Annotated in this window: 21 protein-coding genes; all 21 read right to left on the bottom strand. The window is 51.5% G+C overall.

The window, feature by feature from the left end; all coding sequences use genetic code 11:
- Positions 1 to 104 precede the first annotated feature (104 nt).
- A complete protein-coding gene (locus D3P08_RS08545) occupies positions 105 to 677 on the bottom strand; it encodes a hypothetical protein (protein WP_119599091.1) in 573 nt (190 codons plus the stop codon).
- 217 nt (positions 678 to 894) lie between these two features.
- Positions 895 to 1,116 carry a trp RNA-binding attenuation protein MtrB gene (mtrB, locus tag D3P08_RS08540; protein ID WP_119599090.1) on the bottom strand — a complete coding sequence of 74 codons (222 nt, stop codon included), beginning with the start codon at positions 1,114 to 1,116 and terminating at the stop codon, positions 895 to 897.
- Positions 1,117 to 1,266: 150 nt separating this feature from the next.
- Positions 1,267 to 1,542, bottom strand: coding sequence for an HU family DNA-binding protein (locus D3P08_RS08535; protein WP_119599089.1), 276 nt, complete (start codon positions 1,540 to 1,542; stop codon positions 1,267 to 1,269).
- A 355-nt stretch (positions 1,543 to 1,897) separates the two neighbouring features.
- Positions 1,898 to 3,376 carry a stage IV sporulation protein A gene (spoIVA, locus tag D3P08_RS08530; protein WP_119599088.1) on the bottom strand — a complete coding sequence of 493 codons (1,479 nt, stop codon included), beginning with the start codon at positions 3,374 to 3,376 and terminating at the stop codon, positions 1,898 to 1,900.
- Positions 3,377 to 3,650: 274 nt separating this feature from the next.
- Positions 3,651 to 4,400: a hypothetical protein gene (locus tag D3P08_RS08525; RefSeq protein WP_119599087.1), complete on the bottom strand. Its 750-nt coding sequence runs from the start codon at positions 4,398 to 4,400 to the stop codon at positions 3,651 to 3,653.
- A gap of 24 nt (positions 4,401 to 4,424) precedes the next feature.
- On the bottom strand, positions 4,425 to 4,769 hold the full coding sequence (locus D3P08_RS08520; RefSeq protein ID WP_119599086.1) for a 2Fe-2S iron-sulfur cluster-binding protein: 345 nt from the start codon (positions 4,767 to 4,769) through the stop codon (positions 4,425 to 4,427).
- A gap of 15 nt (positions 4,770 to 4,784) precedes the next feature.
- Entirely contained in the window at positions 4,785 to 5,375 is a 591-nt protein-coding gene (locus tag D3P08_RS08515; protein ID WP_119599085.1) for a nucleotidyltransferase family protein, read from the bottom strand.
- A 54-nt stretch (positions 5,376 to 5,429) separates the two neighbouring features.
- Positions 5,430 to 5,726 carry a 2Fe-2S iron-sulfur cluster-binding protein gene (locus D3P08_RS08510; RefSeq protein WP_119599084.1) on the bottom strand — a complete coding sequence of 99 codons (297 nt, stop codon included), beginning with the start codon at positions 5,724 to 5,726 and terminating at the stop codon, positions 5,430 to 5,432.
- A gap of 54 nt (positions 5,727 to 5,780) precedes the next feature.
- Positions 5,781 to 5,960 (bottom strand): DUF2768 family protein, encoded by a 180-nt coding sequence (locus D3P08_RS08505; protein ID WP_119599083.1) that lies wholly within the window; start codon positions 5,958 to 5,960, stop codon positions 5,781 to 5,783.
- Positions 5,961 to 6,102: 142 nt separating this feature from the next.
- On the bottom strand, positions 6,103 to 6,378 hold the full coding sequence (locus tag D3P08_RS08500) for a stage VI sporulation protein F (protein ID WP_119599082.1): 276 nt from the start codon (positions 6,376 to 6,378) through the stop codon (positions 6,103 to 6,105).
- A 75-nt stretch (positions 6,379 to 6,453) separates the two neighbouring features.
- Positions 6,454 to 7,464, bottom strand: a complete 1,011-nt coding sequence (locus tag D3P08_RS08495; RefSeq protein WP_119599481.1) for an NAD(P)H-dependent glycerol-3-phosphate dehydrogenase — start codon at positions 7,462 to 7,464, stop codon at positions 6,454 to 6,456.
- A 27-nt stretch (positions 7,465 to 7,491) separates the two neighbouring features.
- The gene (plsY, locus tag D3P08_RS08490) at positions 7,492 to 8,091 is read right to left on the bottom strand and encodes a glycerol-3-phosphate 1-O-acyltransferase PlsY (protein ID WP_119599081.1); all 600 of its coding nucleotides are present in this window, start codon (positions 8,089 to 8,091) and stop codon (positions 7,492 to 7,494) included.
- Positions 8,092 to 8,103: 12 nt separating this feature from the next.
- Positions 8,104 to 9,426 (bottom strand): ribosome biogenesis GTPase Der, encoded by a 1,323-nt coding sequence (gene der, locus D3P08_RS08485; RefSeq protein ID WP_119599080.1) that lies wholly within the window; start codon positions 9,424 to 9,426, stop codon positions 8,104 to 8,106.
- Between the two features lie 110 nt (positions 9,427 to 9,536).
- Positions 9,537 to 9,719, bottom strand: coding sequence for a capping complex subunit for YIEGIA (locus tag D3P08_RS08480; RefSeq protein WP_119599079.1), 183 nt, complete (start codon positions 9,717 to 9,719; stop codon positions 9,537 to 9,539).
- Entirely contained in the window at positions 9,712 to 10,629 is a 918-nt protein-coding gene (locus D3P08_RS08475) for a YIEGIA family protein (RefSeq protein WP_119599078.1), read from the bottom strand. The genes D3P08_RS08480 and D3P08_RS08475 overlap by 8 nt, the downstream gene beginning before the upstream one ends.
- A complete protein-coding gene (locus tag D3P08_RS08470) occupies positions 10,629 to 11,276 on the bottom strand; it encodes a YphA family membrane protein (protein ID WP_119599077.1) in 648 nt (215 codons plus the stop codon). Before D3P08_RS08470 ends, D3P08_RS08475 begins: the two co-directional genes overlap by 1 nt.
- 90 nt (positions 11,277 to 11,366) lie before the next feature.
- The gene (gene rpsA, locus D3P08_RS08465; protein ID WP_119599076.1) at positions 11,367 to 12,602 is read right to left on the bottom strand and encodes a 30S ribosomal protein S1; all 1,236 of its coding nucleotides are present in this window, start codon (positions 12,600 to 12,602) and stop codon (positions 11,367 to 11,369) included.
- A gap of 76 nt (positions 12,603 to 12,678) precedes the next feature.
- A complete protein-coding gene (locus D3P08_RS08460) occupies positions 12,679 to 13,197 on the bottom strand; it encodes a lysophospholipid acyltransferase family protein (RefSeq protein WP_338068710.1) in 519 nt (172 codons plus the stop codon).
- Positions 13,198 to 13,257: 60 nt separating this feature from the next.
- Positions 13,258 to 13,956 carry a (d)CMP kinase gene (gene cmk / locus D3P08_RS08455; RefSeq protein ID WP_119599074.1) on the bottom strand — a complete coding sequence of 233 codons (699 nt, stop codon included), beginning with the start codon at positions 13,954 to 13,956 and terminating at the stop codon, positions 13,258 to 13,260.
- Positions 13,957 to 14,097: 141 nt separating this feature from the next.
- Positions 14,098 to 14,301 carry a hypothetical protein gene (locus D3P08_RS08450; protein WP_119599073.1) on the bottom strand — a complete coding sequence of 68 codons (204 nt, stop codon included), beginning with the start codon at positions 14,299 to 14,301 and terminating at the stop codon, positions 14,098 to 14,100.
- Between the two features lie 54 nt (positions 14,302 to 14,355).
- The gene (locus D3P08_RS08445) at positions 14,356 to 15,015 is read right to left on the bottom strand and encodes a flagellar brake protein (protein WP_119599072.1); all 660 of its coding nucleotides are present in this window, start codon (positions 15,013 to 15,015) and stop codon (positions 14,356 to 14,358) included.
- Between the last annotated feature and the right edge of the window lie 12 nt (positions 15,016 to 15,027).

The raw sequence follows: 15,027 nt of genomic DNA, 5'->3' as shown, positions 1-15,027 counted from the left end.
GAACATATGTAGCAGACCACATTCGTGTCATAATCTAAACTATTATAGCACAACTTTAGGCGCAGAGCATACGACAGCCTTGGATGTTCAAGAAATTGCAACTTCTATTGAGTCCCGCCGCCAGAATGGGTCGAATAACCAGCCGGAACACCGAACCTTTCGATCCAAGCCGTCGTAAAGCTAAGCCGAAGACGCTTGCGCCAGGACTCGTCATGGACGGGGTCCGAGAACGAAATCGAGCCGGACGGATCGTTCAGCCAAGCATCATTCGCCCGCACATCAACAGCGGCAAGAAGCCGCTTGCGTTCTCCGTCTTGCTCGACAATGCGGATGAGCAGCCGATTCACATTATCGAACTGCAGATAGGATACGCGCACAAGCTGCTCGACATCGTCAAACCAGGCGGCGGGCCTGCCGCCGTCGCTTGGCACCAGCAGATCGAACGACAATACGGAGTTTCTCCATTCCACCCGTCCTAATCTCTCATGAAGCGGCACGCTAAGCAAAGCGTCCACAATATTTCCGTTCGTTAAATGAACGACAGGCGTTCCGTTGAAGACGGGAATCCCTCGATCATTGCTTTCGTGATCCAGCATGGCCTTTGGCAGCCAAGCAATACCCAGCGTCATAACCAAAGTCACGGCGCAAGCGGTGAGCAGCGCTGTGCCCATTCGCATTGTTAGCACCTCCGTCCATCTCCAAATGTTTTCCAATCCTCTTTCAAGTTTGTTCATTCCCTGACGGACTCATTCCGAATAGGGCTTATACAACATTGTACGAGGACAACCGATTGATTATTCGGAAGGGCTGGAGTTTTGCGGGGCAATTGATTCCTTTCCGTGCGCATGCACAACCATAAAAAAAAGCAGGCGCAGGCCTGCTTTGATTTCTATCCTATTGATCGGTTTCCACGGTGCCGAATTTCGTCATCACTATCGCTTTACCCCGTATTTTGATCGCCGATGTGTGATCGGTAAATTGACAGATCAGCACTTCGTTTTTATCAAGCTTCTCCGTGTGGTGAAACCGGGTATCGTGACCGCGCGTGAGTCCAATAACCTGCACGCCTTGATCCTTCGCCTTCACTACAATATAATCGCCAGTCGTAGGCTCCATGGTGATCCCTCCGCATTCGTCATTCCTAGCCATCCATGTGAATTATAGTGGAAGTCCAAATAATGTGCAACGCCTAATGCGGGGCGTATTCCGCCCACAAAAGAAAAACGCTCAAACATAGTCCCGTTCGAGCGTCTGTCTACCTATACGTTAATTGGATACGAGGTCCTTAAGAGATTTGCCTGGTTTGAATGCCGGCATCTTGCTGGCAGCGATATCGATTTCTTCGCCCGTCTGCGGATTGCGGCCTTTGCGCGCTTGACGCTCGCGAACTTCAAAGTTGCCGAAGCCTACCAGCTGTACTTTCTCGCCGTTTTGCAGGGCGTCGGAAATCGCTTCGAATACAGCGTCAACTGCTTTCGTCGCATCCTTCTTAGACAGTTCAGTCAGTTCAGCTACTTTTGCAATCAGATCCGTTTTGTTCATGGTTTCACCTCCTTAAAAGTTTTGCGGAGCAAAACTTGCATCGTAAGCATACGCTTAAAGTTTTGCGGAGCAAAACTTGCATCGTAAGCATCATATACCCTTATTCCTCTTATTCACCGAAAGCTTCAAATCTATACCTGCCAATCGAAGCCGAATTGCGAGTGAAAAATTGTTAATTCTTAGGATGAACAAACTTATAGTAATACAGCCCAAAGGCAATTTCAAGTAAAAACCTTGATTTGACGCTGAAAATAGGGTTTTCTAATCTTAATCCGGCCTATGCGCACAGCAAAGACTGTCTCTCAAAGATCCGTTAAGATCTTGGAGACAGCCCCGCTTCTTGCTTATTTCGCTGTTATAGGATAATAGCGATTAATCCGCCAGAGCCTTCGTTGATGATACGGCCAAGCGTTTCCTGCAGCTTGTAGCGCGCGTTGTCCGGCATCATGGCGATTTTGCCTTGAATGCCTTCTCTCACGATGGAATGCAGGGAGCGGCCAAAAATGTCGGACTCCCAAATTTTTATCGGATCGTTCTCGAAGTCCTGCATTAAGTAACGCACCAGCTCTTCGCTTTGCTTTTCGGTGCCGATGATCGGGGCGAATTCGGATTCGACGTCGACCCGGATCATATGAATGGATGGCGCGGTCGCTTTCAGCCTTACGCCGAACCGCGAGCCTTGACGGATCAGCTCAGGCTCATCGAGCATCATCTCAGCCAGCGAAGGCGCCGCGATGCCGTAGCCCGTCGTCTTAACCATTTCAAGCGCTTCCGCGAAACGGTCATATTCACGCTTCGCGTGCGAGAAGTCCTGCATGAGCTGCAGCAAATGGTCCTTCCCTCTAATTTCGACGCCGACGACTTCCATCAAAATGCGGTCATACAGCTCATCTGGAGCGTAGAGATCAATCTCGGCTACGCCTTGCCCCATATTCATGCCGCTAAGTCCTGCTCTCGCGATAAAGTCGTAGTCCATGAACTGCTGAACGACTCTCTCTACGTCTCTTAGACGGCGAATATCCTTAACCGTGTCTCTCACGGAATTTTCGTAGTTACTGCGCAGCCAGTGGTTATCGTTCAGCACCATGACCCAGCTTGGAAGATTAACGTTGACCTCGTGGACGGGGAACTCGTAGAGCACCTCGCGAAGCACAGCCGTGCCTTCTTCCTCACCCATCGTCGCTACGCTTAAGGCGATGACGGGAATGTCGTATTTCGCTTGCAGCTCGCTGCGTAGCTGCTGGGTTTCCTCGCTTTTCGGACGCGTCGAGTTGATGATCAGCACGAACGGCTTACCGACCTCTTTCAGCTCCTCGACGACTCTCTCCTCCGCAACGACGTAAGAGCTTCTCGGAATTTCAGCGATCGAGCCGTCCGTCGTCACAACGACGCCAAGCGTGGAATGCTCCTGGATAACCTTGCGAGTGCCGATTTCAGCCGCTTCCTGGAAAGGAATCGGTTCATCGAACCAAGGCGTCGTGATCATGCGCGGACCGTTCTCATCCTCATAGCCCTTTGCCCCTTCGACCGCATAGCCTACGCAATCTACCAATCTTACATTTACTTCAAGCCCTTCCGCGACTTTGAGCTGAACCGCCTGATTCGGCACGAATTTGGGCTCCGTTGTCATAATCGTTTTGCCTGCGGCGCTTTGAGGAAGCTCATCTACGGCTCTGACCCGGTCCGACTCGCTCGTAATGTTGGGAAGTACGACCGTTTCCATAAACCGTTTAATAAATGTTGATTTGCCCGTCCGGACCGCCCCAACAACCCCGAGGTAAATATCCCCGCCGGTACGTTCGGCAATGTCCTTGAAAATGTCTACTTTCTCCACTGAATATCCCCTCCCAATTGATTTTCCGGTTCGCCGCCATCCACCGGACAAGAGGGCAGGCCAGCGACGCAACTCGTACATGCTTTTTGGACTAGTAATAGCTTATGTTCGGACTGTCCAAATATGACGATTTCCTCGTTCGAAAACTTTTTTTGTTCACCGAATGAACCTGTTTCCCTTCCAAGATTGAAATATATGAGAGGCTGCAATTAACTATGACGTGCGCACGCAAAAAAATCCTCTCCCGAGAGCCTCGGGAAAGGATTTTTTCTTCTTATTCTGGTTTTACGGCTACCGGCTCTCCATTTACCAATCGGTACTCCGGCGATTTGACAGGGACGAAATCGGAAGAATCGACGAGCCATTCTCTTAAATCCGTTTCATCGGTTGCTTGCAAATCCGCGTTGCGCTGCTTTAATTGCATCAAATCGATGCCGTAATCCGCGTAGACGACGCCTTCCTCATCAACGATAGCGGACAGGCCGACGCCGGAGAATACGCTGCGGATATCCGGCGCGGATTTGTTCATGCTTTCGTAATCGATGGAATAAAAGCCGGGATACATCTCGTCCGATTTTGGAACCGTTCCTCGGCTGTCCATATATTGCTTCACCCAGTTTTGAATATCGTTAATCTTTTGGAATGTCACGATATCCATCAGCTTGACCCGGGGATCCGTCTCTTCATCAATCACGATAAAATAATAATTGCCGCCGTTCTCGAAGGCTGCGGCCGGAATCGAGCTGATATAGCCTCTTCCCTGCAGCTTCGGGAAATCAAGCTTAAACCTTTCGTATTTCGGAACATCCTGTGAGCTGTTCTGGATCGGCAGCAAACCAAGCTCCTCTTGATATTGATCTACGGCCGCCTGTACGTTTCGAACCGCTTCCTTCGGCGGAATGTTTTGCTTTAAATTCTCCTTCGGATATAGGCAGCCGGACAGCGTTACCGCCAGCGCCGCCAGAAGAACCGTCGTCGCGCCGAAACGCATGCCGCCTCCGAATGTTTTTTTCCATTTCCACATCTTCCCCATACTCCTCCGTTTCCATTACCAGAGCTCCTCCTGCTCCTTTTGCCGGGCGAGCGCTTTGGCAACCGCCGAACGCAGCGGATCAGGAGGAAGCTCGACCTCGGCCTTGCCGGACACTCTCGTCTGGCAAGACAGACGGATATGCTGTTCCTCCAGTCCCGCAAGCTTACGCCTTTCCTCATCGCCGATCGGCAGAAGCTCACTGCCTGGACGTACGGTTACTTTACACATAAAGCACGCGGCTTTACCGCCGCAGCGGGTCGCGATCGTTACGCCTGCGCGTCTCGCCGCGTCCAGTACGGTTGTCCCGCGCCTTACCCGCACCGATTTGCCGCTCGGCCAAAATCGGACTTCAGCGTCCACCCTCGAACCCCCTTCCTATTTCCTTTCCAGCCATTCCGCCAATCTTTCCATGACGAAGGGGCTCAGTTCATTATGAGCCGCAATAACGGCAAGAACGTCGGAATGAGCCCCTCCGGCTGATGCCATTGCATCCGCAATCTGCCGGACGCGGTCCTCTCGCTCCCGAAGCGCATTAAAAACCAGCTCATGGGCGAAGGGGACGATGCGGACATACTCGCCCGAAGCAGAGTACCCGCTAATGCCGACGCTTTCACCGTATGGAATTAATAATCCTTTGACATCAACCTTATAACAACTGCCTAACGACCGGACTTGAAATCCCCCTACTAACTCGATTCGGCATTCCCCGATCCGGTAGTGGCTCAGCGTCGAACGGTAAATATCCGTTTCGCTGAACTGGGGTTCATCTGTTGCATATCGGCTTAACGCGCTATGGATGGCGGGGTGGTCTTCCTCATCGCAATATAGGTCGATATCCCGCGGCGGCGATGCGAGCGATAGGCCTCGAAGCAGCAGTCCGGCGCTGCCTCCGAGCACCCACTTTCCGCCTCCCGCCGTCTCCTGAATGACCGATAACGCGTGATGTATTCGTGTTGTTTGAGACATGGCCGGGGCTCCTTATTAAGAAATCCTCTATCGAGGCCTATTCGTGGTCCGTGGTTAGAAATAGGTTTTGTTCTCGGCCTTAATCTGCCCGGCGCCTTCCTTCACGACAGCTTGACACCCGAGCCGATAGCCTTGCTCGAACTCCTCCGGCTCGAGACGGTCCCACTCTTCGTCGGTAATCTCCTCAAGAAATTCCGCTCCCTCCGTAATGAGGCAGCGGCAGCGCGCGCAAGTTCCGCGCGTGCAGGAAAAGCTCCAGTCCACCTTATGCTTCATCGCGTGATCCAATATGGTTAGCCCGGCTTCCGCCTCAACCGTCTGTGTGATCGTTCTGCCTTTTAGTTCTATCATTTCAGCAACGTTCCTCCTACTATGTCTGGTCGGGTTATGTAGAGATTCCTCATTTTAAAGGATAGAGAAAAAGCCGTATATAAATCCTAAAACCAACAGCACAAATGCGACAGCCGACAAAATAAACTTTGTAACGCCTTTTGTTTTAACCCGGGCAAAAGTAATTAAGAAGGCGGCAACCGCCATCAAACCGATGCCGAGAAACGATATCCACATCTTCGTCATTGCGTCCATTCTCGAATCCATTCTCCTACTCTGCATCATGATAAGTTCTAAACCATTATAGCATCGGTCAAAAAAAAGGACAAAAGCGTAATCGCGATTTCGCCGTCATATGGACCGGACGGTTTTTCGCTCGCTTTTGCCCTCGAAAATCTTATCTATTCATCATCATTTTGACCATCGCTTCCAAGTTCGACGCGCTTACTCCGCTCGCCTTGATCGCTTTTACAATATCGTTGACGGTCGATTCCGGCACTTTGACTTTCGCCACATCCGACACCTGTTTAATCAGCTTGCGAAGCTCCGCTTCATTTTGCAGGGTGCTTGCATCAACGCCGCTAGCCAACTTTTTAACGGCGCTCTCTGAAATGGTTTTGCCGGTTTTTTTGTTGATCGCGTTCAAAACGTCCTTTTGGATTCCTTTAGACAACCTTATCACCCTCCTCTGGCCTATGAGCTTCTAGCATCATATGAGGATGAGGGCAAGTTGGTGTAGGCTGCTGCCTTATTCTAACGGTTCCATTTCATGCGTCTTTAACCGGCCCATCAGCTGCTCGACTGCCGCTTTAGGCGGCTTGCCTTCGAACAACACTTCATAGAGCTGATTCGTGATCGGCATTTCAACATGGAATTGCCGCGACAGCTGATAGGCGTTCTGGGTTGTGCGGACACCTTCTACAACCATTCCGATTTTGTCCAGAACCTGCTCCAGAGGCGTTCCGTCTCCGAGAAGATAACCCGCCCTCCAGTTGCGGCTGTGCTTGCTTGTGCATGTAGCGACCAAATCGCCGACGCCGGCAAGACCCGCGAAGGTCATGGGACTTGCTCCCATAGCCGTACCGAGTCTTCCGATTTCCGCAAGTCCGCGGGTAAGCAAAGCGGCTTTTGCGTTGTCGCCAAAGCCAAGGCCGTCGCTTAGTCCCGCCCCGAGCGCAATGATGTTTTTGATCGCGCCTGCTACTTCCGCCCCGATTACATCGCGATTCGTGTATACCCGGAAATCGCTGTTAATAAGCGCATCCTGTGCTTTCTCCGCCGCTTCAATCGATTCTGACGCAACAACGACGGTCGTCGGCTGCTTCCGGATGACTTCCTCCGCATGGCTTGGACCGGTTAACACGACGATTTCGGATGCTGAACGTCCCAGCTCCTCCGCCAGCACAATCGACATCCGTTTAAAGGTATTTGTCTCAAAACCTTTGGTCGCATGGACGCATAGCGTCTCCGGCGACAGATGCGGAGCTGCAGCTTGCGCAACCTGGCGCATTGCGCTTGAAGGCGCGACGAAGAGAACAAGCTCCGCATCCTTTAATGCCTGCTCCATATCGGTTGTCGCAACGATATTGACAGGCAGCTCGCATTCCGGCAAAAACCGGCTGTTCGTATGCTTCTCGTTTATTTCCTTGGCCTGACCTTCGTTTCTCGTCCATAACGCAACAAGATACCCGTTGCTTGCAAGCACGGAGGCAAGGGCCGTTCCCCAGCTTCCGGCGACCAGCACGGCCGCGCGGCGCATATTTGATGTTTGTTCGTTCACCACTTGCTAAGCTCCTTTCTTGGCGCCAAGCTTATTCTCCGTTCCCCGAAGCAGCTTGACGATATTGGTCCGATGTCGCACAAACGCAAAGATCGCAATGACCAGAGCACAAATTAGCAATGGCAAGTTATATTGCACCAGAACGATGAATACCGGCGTAAGCGCCGCAAATACAAGCGATCCGAGCGATACATAACGCGTGATCACAATGAGGAGAATCGCGATAATACCTGCGTACAGCGCAGGGAAGAAGACGAGCGTCGCCAGCACGCCGATTGTCGTCGCGATGCCTTTGCCTCCTTTGAACTTAAACCATACCGGCCAATTGTGTCCGATAATCGCGGCGAGTCCGCATAATATCGGAATCCATTCCCCATCGCTCATCGCATAACCCAAATAGACCGCCGCAATGCCTTTCGCGATATCAAGAAGGATGACGAAGAAGGCGGGTCCTTTACCCAAGACTCGGAGCGTATTGGTCGCCCCCGCGTTCCCGCTTCCATGGTTGCGGATATCAATGCCCTTCACCCACTTGGCTATAACGATGCTGAATGATATCGAGCCTAACAAATAACTTAGAACAACCGCGACAATGTCCAATAGCAACTTTCTTCTCCCCTAGTCCTCGTCGGATTTGCGCCGCGTAAAGATTCGAAGCGGTGTTCCTTCGAAATCGAATGCCGCGCGGATTTTGTTCTCCAAATACCGTTCATACGAAAAATGCATGAGCTCCGGATCATTGACGAAGCAAACGATCGTTGGAGGCTTCGTGGAAACCTGCGTCACGTAATTGATGCGCAGACGTTTGCCTTTATCGGACGGAGGAGGATTGATGGCGACGGCGTCAGACACCACATCGTTAAGCAGATGCGTCTGTATGCGCATCGCATGCTGTTCCGAGACATGGTTAACGACTGGGAGCAGCTTATGTAAGCGTTGTTTCGTCAAGGCTGACAAAAATACGACCGGCGCATAGGTCATGAACAGGAAATGATCGCGAATCTTCTGCGTAAAGTGGGCCATCGTCTTGTCGTCCTTCTCCACGACATCCCATTTGTTCACGACGAAAATGGACGCTTTGCCCGCTTCATGCGCATATCCCGCGATATGCTTGTCCTGCTCGATAATGCCTTCTTCGCCATTAATCAGGACAAGCACCACGTCCGCGCGTTCGATTGCTTTCATCGCGCGCATGACGCTGTATTTCTCCGTCGATTCATACACTTTGCCGCGCTTGCGCATGCCGGCCGTATCGATCAGCACATAACGCTGTCCGTCATGCTCGAACGGCGTGTCGATCGCATCACGCGTTGTTCCAGCCACATTGCTGACGATAACGCGGTCTTCTCCAAGCAGCGCGTTCACAAGCGACGACTTGCCGACATTCGGACGGCCGATCAGCGCAACGCGGATAACGTCCTCGTCATATCCGTCGTCCTCAATCTCCGGCAGCAAATCTGTCGCCGCGTCCAATAGGTCGCCGATGCCGATGCCGTGCGATCCGGAAATGGGGATCGGCTGTCCAAAGCCGAGACCGTAAAATTCATAAACCTCATCCATCCGGTTGTCGTTGTCGACCTTATTGACAGCAACGACGACTGGCTTGCGCGAGCGAAACAGCATTTGAGCGACTTCTTCATCCGCATGCGTCATCCCGATTTTGGCGTCTACCATAAAAATAATAACGTCCGCTTCTTCCACTGCAAGCTCCGCCTGCATCCGAACCGATTTCATAATCTCATCTTCGCCGTCGATCTCGATACCGCCGGTATCAATAATGCTAAACGGCTTGCCGTTCCATTCCCCTGTCCCGTAAATACGGTCGCGGGTCACGCCCGGTTTATCCTCAACGATTGCCAGCCTGTCGCCAATTATCCGGTTGAATATGGTGGATTTGCCCACATTCGGACGACCGACTATGGCGATAACGGGTCTTGCCATAATTGGTTTTTCACTCCTTAACATATTGTGAAACAAACAGCTTCGTATGTCTTCATTTTTATACTCACGTTACTCATCATAGCAAAAAAGTAGGCGCTTGGCTAACTTTTCTATTTCTGATGGTCAACGAGAATGATGGTTCCGTTCTTTAAATCATGCGCGCTGGCGTCCATTATTTTTTCAAGCAAAAAGGCGGTTTCCTGCAGCTTCGTCTCGTCCGGCGCAATAAAGGTCGGCGCCCCTCCCCCAACCTCAGCGCCTTTGACGGTAACAACCGCTACGATTTTAGCCATGCTGTTTAGCCCCTTTCTGATTCACAGGCGCTTCAGTCGGCATACGAACGGCGGATTCGAGAATCGGCACGCGAAGCACCACCTCCCGGCCTTTGCTAACGTCTTTATCCTGCGGCAGAAGAAATACCGCAAGCCGCCCGTCATTCATATCCAGCTTGGCCATCGGGATTAAAGCGGGCTCCCCGTCGTCCCGGTAGACGCCTAAAATCGTTGCCAAGTCGTACATAATCGCTTGCCGCTGGCCAAGATTGCTGAGCGTCACTTTGCTGTTCGGATTTTTTGGCGTAATAATGTAACCGAGGCCATGGCTTGCGATTATTTCCTGATTGGCTTTCAGGCCGATATTCATGATATAAATGTCCGATACGTACAGATCCGGCCCATCAACTCGGACTTCCCCCGGCTCGACCTCCGCAATATGAGAAATCGTTTTACCGGACTTCAGCTTCACGACGACGAGAAGCATCAGAAGACCCGCGGCAATGCCAAACCACGCATTCAGCAGCACGGCAAACAAGCTCGTCATTAAGGAGGACATGATCACGAGATAGTTGCGCCCTTCAAACACCATCGCAATGCCTTCAATATACGTTGAGCCGCGGCTGACGAGCTCCAAGCTGTCGATTTTCGTTAACGTTTCCCGCTCCATCTTACGCACATCGCGGAATTGAGAGGCCGCCAGCGTCAAAAATGTAATCGCGGTATAATCCTTGTCGAATAACGCCGGGACTGCGACAGAGCCAAGCGCCGCCGCAATTACGCCGAGCGATATATGGATAATGCGGCCGTGAGGGTAAGTCGGATACTGTCTGTAATCGGTTTTCAGTAAAAGAAGCCGGGAAATGACGCCAAACAGGATGCCAAGCAAAACGCCTACCAGGTGTTTATTTGTTTCTAAATAAGCGAGCATTACGATGATCGTCCCCCTCGTTGCTGCAGCCATACGGCTCCCAGCTTGCTAATCATACCGCGCAAAGCCCGGCCGGCTGCCCCTAGCGCAAACGTTGCGCAAATTGCAATCGCGAACCCGTCCCACCATGCCCAAGAACCGATCTGCACTTGAAAAGCGCCGCCTTCTTGCAGCAATGCCGCCATACACTCGCCTATAGCCGCCCCCCATGCCGTAATCGCAAGCTGATGATTGCTGTCCGTTGTAAACACGCCGCATAGCAGCCCCGCCAGCAGTGGAGCGTCCAGAGTAGGGCTCAGCCAATGAAGAAAGGATTCATGGGCGTATAAGCTGCGCGTGCTGCCCCACACGACTGCCAGCATGACGGCGCATAGAACAAGAAAAAGAGCTTGTCCTTGCCTCGCCGACAGCAGCACGACAATGACACTGGATACAAGCAGCAGACAGACGGCCGCATGAATATGGAAGCCCGGAAACCTGTCGATCGGTGTTATCCAAATGGGAAACATTAATGTAAACAGAATAAGGCCGGTGATCGACAGCGCCCAGCCCGTTCTCATATTCGGGGCGAATGTCGGCTTCCAGCCCGTAGCCCACAAGATACAAAAAATAAATAAAAACAGTATGCACAGGTATCCTGGCATCATTTTTGTTTCACCTCACGTAAACCTATTATGCGCCAACAAAAAAAGGCTATTCCCGTTAGTTAAACGGGAATAGCCTAAAGGCCTATCTCATTATTTCAGTTTGCTTAGTTTATCGCCGAAACGTTCGCCAAGCGAATAGCTCATGCTTTGGCTGTTCAAGCTTACGTTCGGGTTGTTAATCTCTTCTACTTTCGGAGAACGAGGCGCGCGCTCCGCTTTCGGAGCAGTTTCAGGCTTCTCAGGCGCTTCTTCCGTCTCTTTGATGCTGAGCGATACACGCTTCTCGGCCGGATTAAAGTCTAGTACCTTCGCCTTCACTTCTTGGCCTTCCTTCAATACTTCAAACGGCGTTGCGATATGGCGGTGCGCAATTTGCGAAATATGAACAAGCCCTTCAACGCCTGGAGCGATCTCAACGAATGCGCCGAACGTTACGATACGGCGAACGGTACCAGTAACGATGTCGCCCACTTTAAACTGGTCAGCCGCTTGATCCCATGGACCAGGCTGCGCAGCTTTCATGCTAAGGCTGATTTTACCGGCTGCAGGATCCACCTTCAGCACTTTAACCCGTACGGCTTGACCTTCGGACACAACGTCCTTCGGATGAGCAACATGCTGCCAGGAAAGCTCGGATACGTGAACAAGACCGTCAACTCCGCCGATATCGACGAAAGCGCCGAATGGAGTCAGACGCTGAACCGTTCCGTCAAGCTCTTGGCCGACTTGCAGGGAGTTCATAATTTTTTGCTTATTTTCTTCGAATTCCGCATCCAGAACATCCTTCTGGGACAGAATCACTTTTTTGTTCTCAAGGTCGAGCTCCTTCACTTTTACGCGAAGCGTGCGGCCCTTGTAATCGCTGAAATCTTCAACGAAATGACGCTCTACCATCGAAGCCGGAATGAAGCCGCGTACGCCAACGTCTGCGACGAGGCCGCCCTTCACAACGTCTGCGACCGTCACTTCGAACACTTCTCCGGATTCGAATTTGCGCTGAAGCTCTTCCCATGCTTTCTCGCCGTCAACAAGACGCTTCGAAAGAATCAGGCTTTCCTTATTGTCGTCAATGCTGACAACCTTCAGTTCAACCTCTTGACCGACTTGAACTGCGTCTGTAGCGTTCTCCAGCTGTACGGAGGACAGCTCGCGAATTGGAATGACACCGTCATATTTATATCCAAGGCTTACATAAGCTTGGTTATCTTCGATTTTGACGATTGTACCTTTAACGGAGTCGCCTTTCTTCAAAGAAACAAAATTGTCCATCGCGTCTTGGCTAACTTCCTCCGCGGCGGATTCTTGAACATTGATCTCTTCTGACATTGAAATAACCTCCTCGATTCATACCCCAACTTTATTTAAACCCGCATCTCTTTAGAGATGACGGTTTTAAAACAACTTATTGATGCTGCCGGGCAAGCTCCTGAATGCGAGCCATAACAACATCCATCGCTTGATCCAAAACGTCTGGAGATGATTCATCAATAATTTCGGAAAGCTGGATCGGCTTGCCATAACATACCTTCGTTTGGCGGAATAGCTTGTATCCCCCCACGATCGCAACCGGAACAACTGCAGCGCCGCTCCTCATCGCGATCATCGCCGTGCCTTTCTTCGCTGCTCCCGCGTTGCTGCGCGAGCCTTCCGGGAATATGCCCATGACCTCGCCGGACTTAAGCAGCGTGATGCCGGCTTTGATGGCATCCTTGCTGACTCCGCCGCGCTTGACGGGAAAAGCCCCGAACGCGCGAATAAGAGCGCCGAACACCGGAATTTTAAACAGTTCTTCCTTCGCCATAAAATGCACCTTTCGAGGCACTTTTACCCCGATGGTCGGCGGATCGAGATTGCTGATATGATTGGATGCCAGAATGACTGCGCCGGTTTTCGGAATATTCTCGACTCCGATAGCTTTCAAGCGGAAAAGGACCGAATAAATACATCTTAGCAAGAAGCGAAAAAAGACATATAACATAGTTTACTTCGCCTCCGCCAATTTGGTTCTGCTTAATTTCACAATCGAGCCTACAACTTCTTCGATTGTCATATGGCTGCTGTCCAATTCGATGGCGTCCTTGGCCCGAACCAGCGGCGAGATTTCCCTCTGCTCGTCCAACGCGTCTCTTTCGGCGATTTCCTTCTCCAATTGCTCAAGCGGTACGGACTGATCGGCAGGAAGCTCCTTGAATCGTCTGAGCGCCCTTTCCTTCACGGAAGCGGTAAGGAAAATCTTAAGCTCCGCGTCCGGAAGAACATGCGTTCCGATATCGCGTCCGTCCATGACAACTCCCTTGCGTCCCGCCATATTCCGCTGCATGCCGCTCAGCACTTTGCGAACGACGGCGCTGGCCGCAAAGTAAGACACTTGGCGCGTTACTTCGCGGGATCGGATGAGCTGCGTCACATCTTCTCCGTTGACGAAGATGGATTGACCGCTGACCCCCGGTTCCAGATCGATCCGGAGACTGTGCAGCATATCCGACAACCGCTGCTCTTGCTCGGCCGTAATCGATAAGCGCTGCGCGCTTAGCGTCACGGCTCTGTACATCGCTCCTGTATCGATGTACACGTAACCTAATTGCCCGGCGACCATCCTTGCGACCGTGCTTTTGCCGGCCCCTGCCGGCCCGTCAATCGCGATGTTGATACGGTCGCTGTCACCTTCTTGCAATGCCACGTACGGTCTACCCCCTTTAAATCAAGACGGCCTCTTTCCCGATGAAACGAGAGGTTCTCTATCATTTCAAAGAAAAAGCAGGCATTGCCTGCGAACGTGAAAATTATACCACAGTTTACCTGAGGATGCAAAAGAGAAGCGCTAGTTCAGGGGAGTTCCTTCCCACCGATCCGCGCTTGTCATAAAGCCTCTGATTATGTCGTTTTGCAATGCAACCTGGGACATTAGAACCAAGATAAGCAGCGCGATCACCAATTGCAGAAGCAGCTTGCTGAACCGGTCCGACAGCTTCAGCAAGTCGCATCTGCGGATGCAATCCAGCCTGTGCTTTAGCCGCTTGTACATAGGGAACGCCTCCTTTTTGTGGATAGCATTCCTTACTTTCCGGAACTTATGCATTTAAGTGCGATTTCGAAATTCAAGCTGCTTTTCGAAGCAATAGCGAATAATTTTTCCCCGGTCGGAATCGTTAATTTCAATAAACTTGCTCATCGCTTGCAGCCGCCCCGATTCCAGGTCCTGTACCCGTACGATTTCCGCCTTGAACGGCACGTGCTCGATTGAACCGTTACGGTAAGGAAGAAGCAGCCAGCAGCTAATTGACGATCCGCTTTCCAACCGCCATTTGGGGTCGCAAATAAAGGAAATCCCGCCTCCACCCACATCATCCGTCTGGCATACAAAACGTTCATTGTTGGACAACTGGACGGCCAAATCAAGATACGCCGGCACACGCAGGAAGCTTCTGCGCTGAACCTTCGTCATCTTCTCGGGATCCGGCTTCATAATTCTGACCAGTCGAACCGATTCGTCTTCCTTAAACCCGAGCACATGTGAGTCGAAATAATGCTTTACCCCGTCGGCGGAAACGAAATAGACAGACAATTCATCGCCGAGAAACAGGCGTTTTATGCGTCCGGTCTTCTGGCTCAGGGGATACTCGATATGTAGCGCGGTGTCTTCTTCATCCGCAATTCTGGACCGGTATTCGATAACCGACTCCTCTTCATCGGAAGAAGCGATTTGAAGATACAGCATCTGATTAATCTTTGGCAACAATATAGTCCCCTC

The organism is Paenibacillus nanensis, assembly GCF_003583765.1.
GTDB lineage: Bacteria > Bacillota > Bacilli > Paenibacillales > Paenibacillaceae > Pristimantibacillus > Pristimantibacillus nanensis.
Note: the sequence above shows the minus strand (reverse complement) of the source record. Positions and strands in the feature narration are given on the sequence as shown.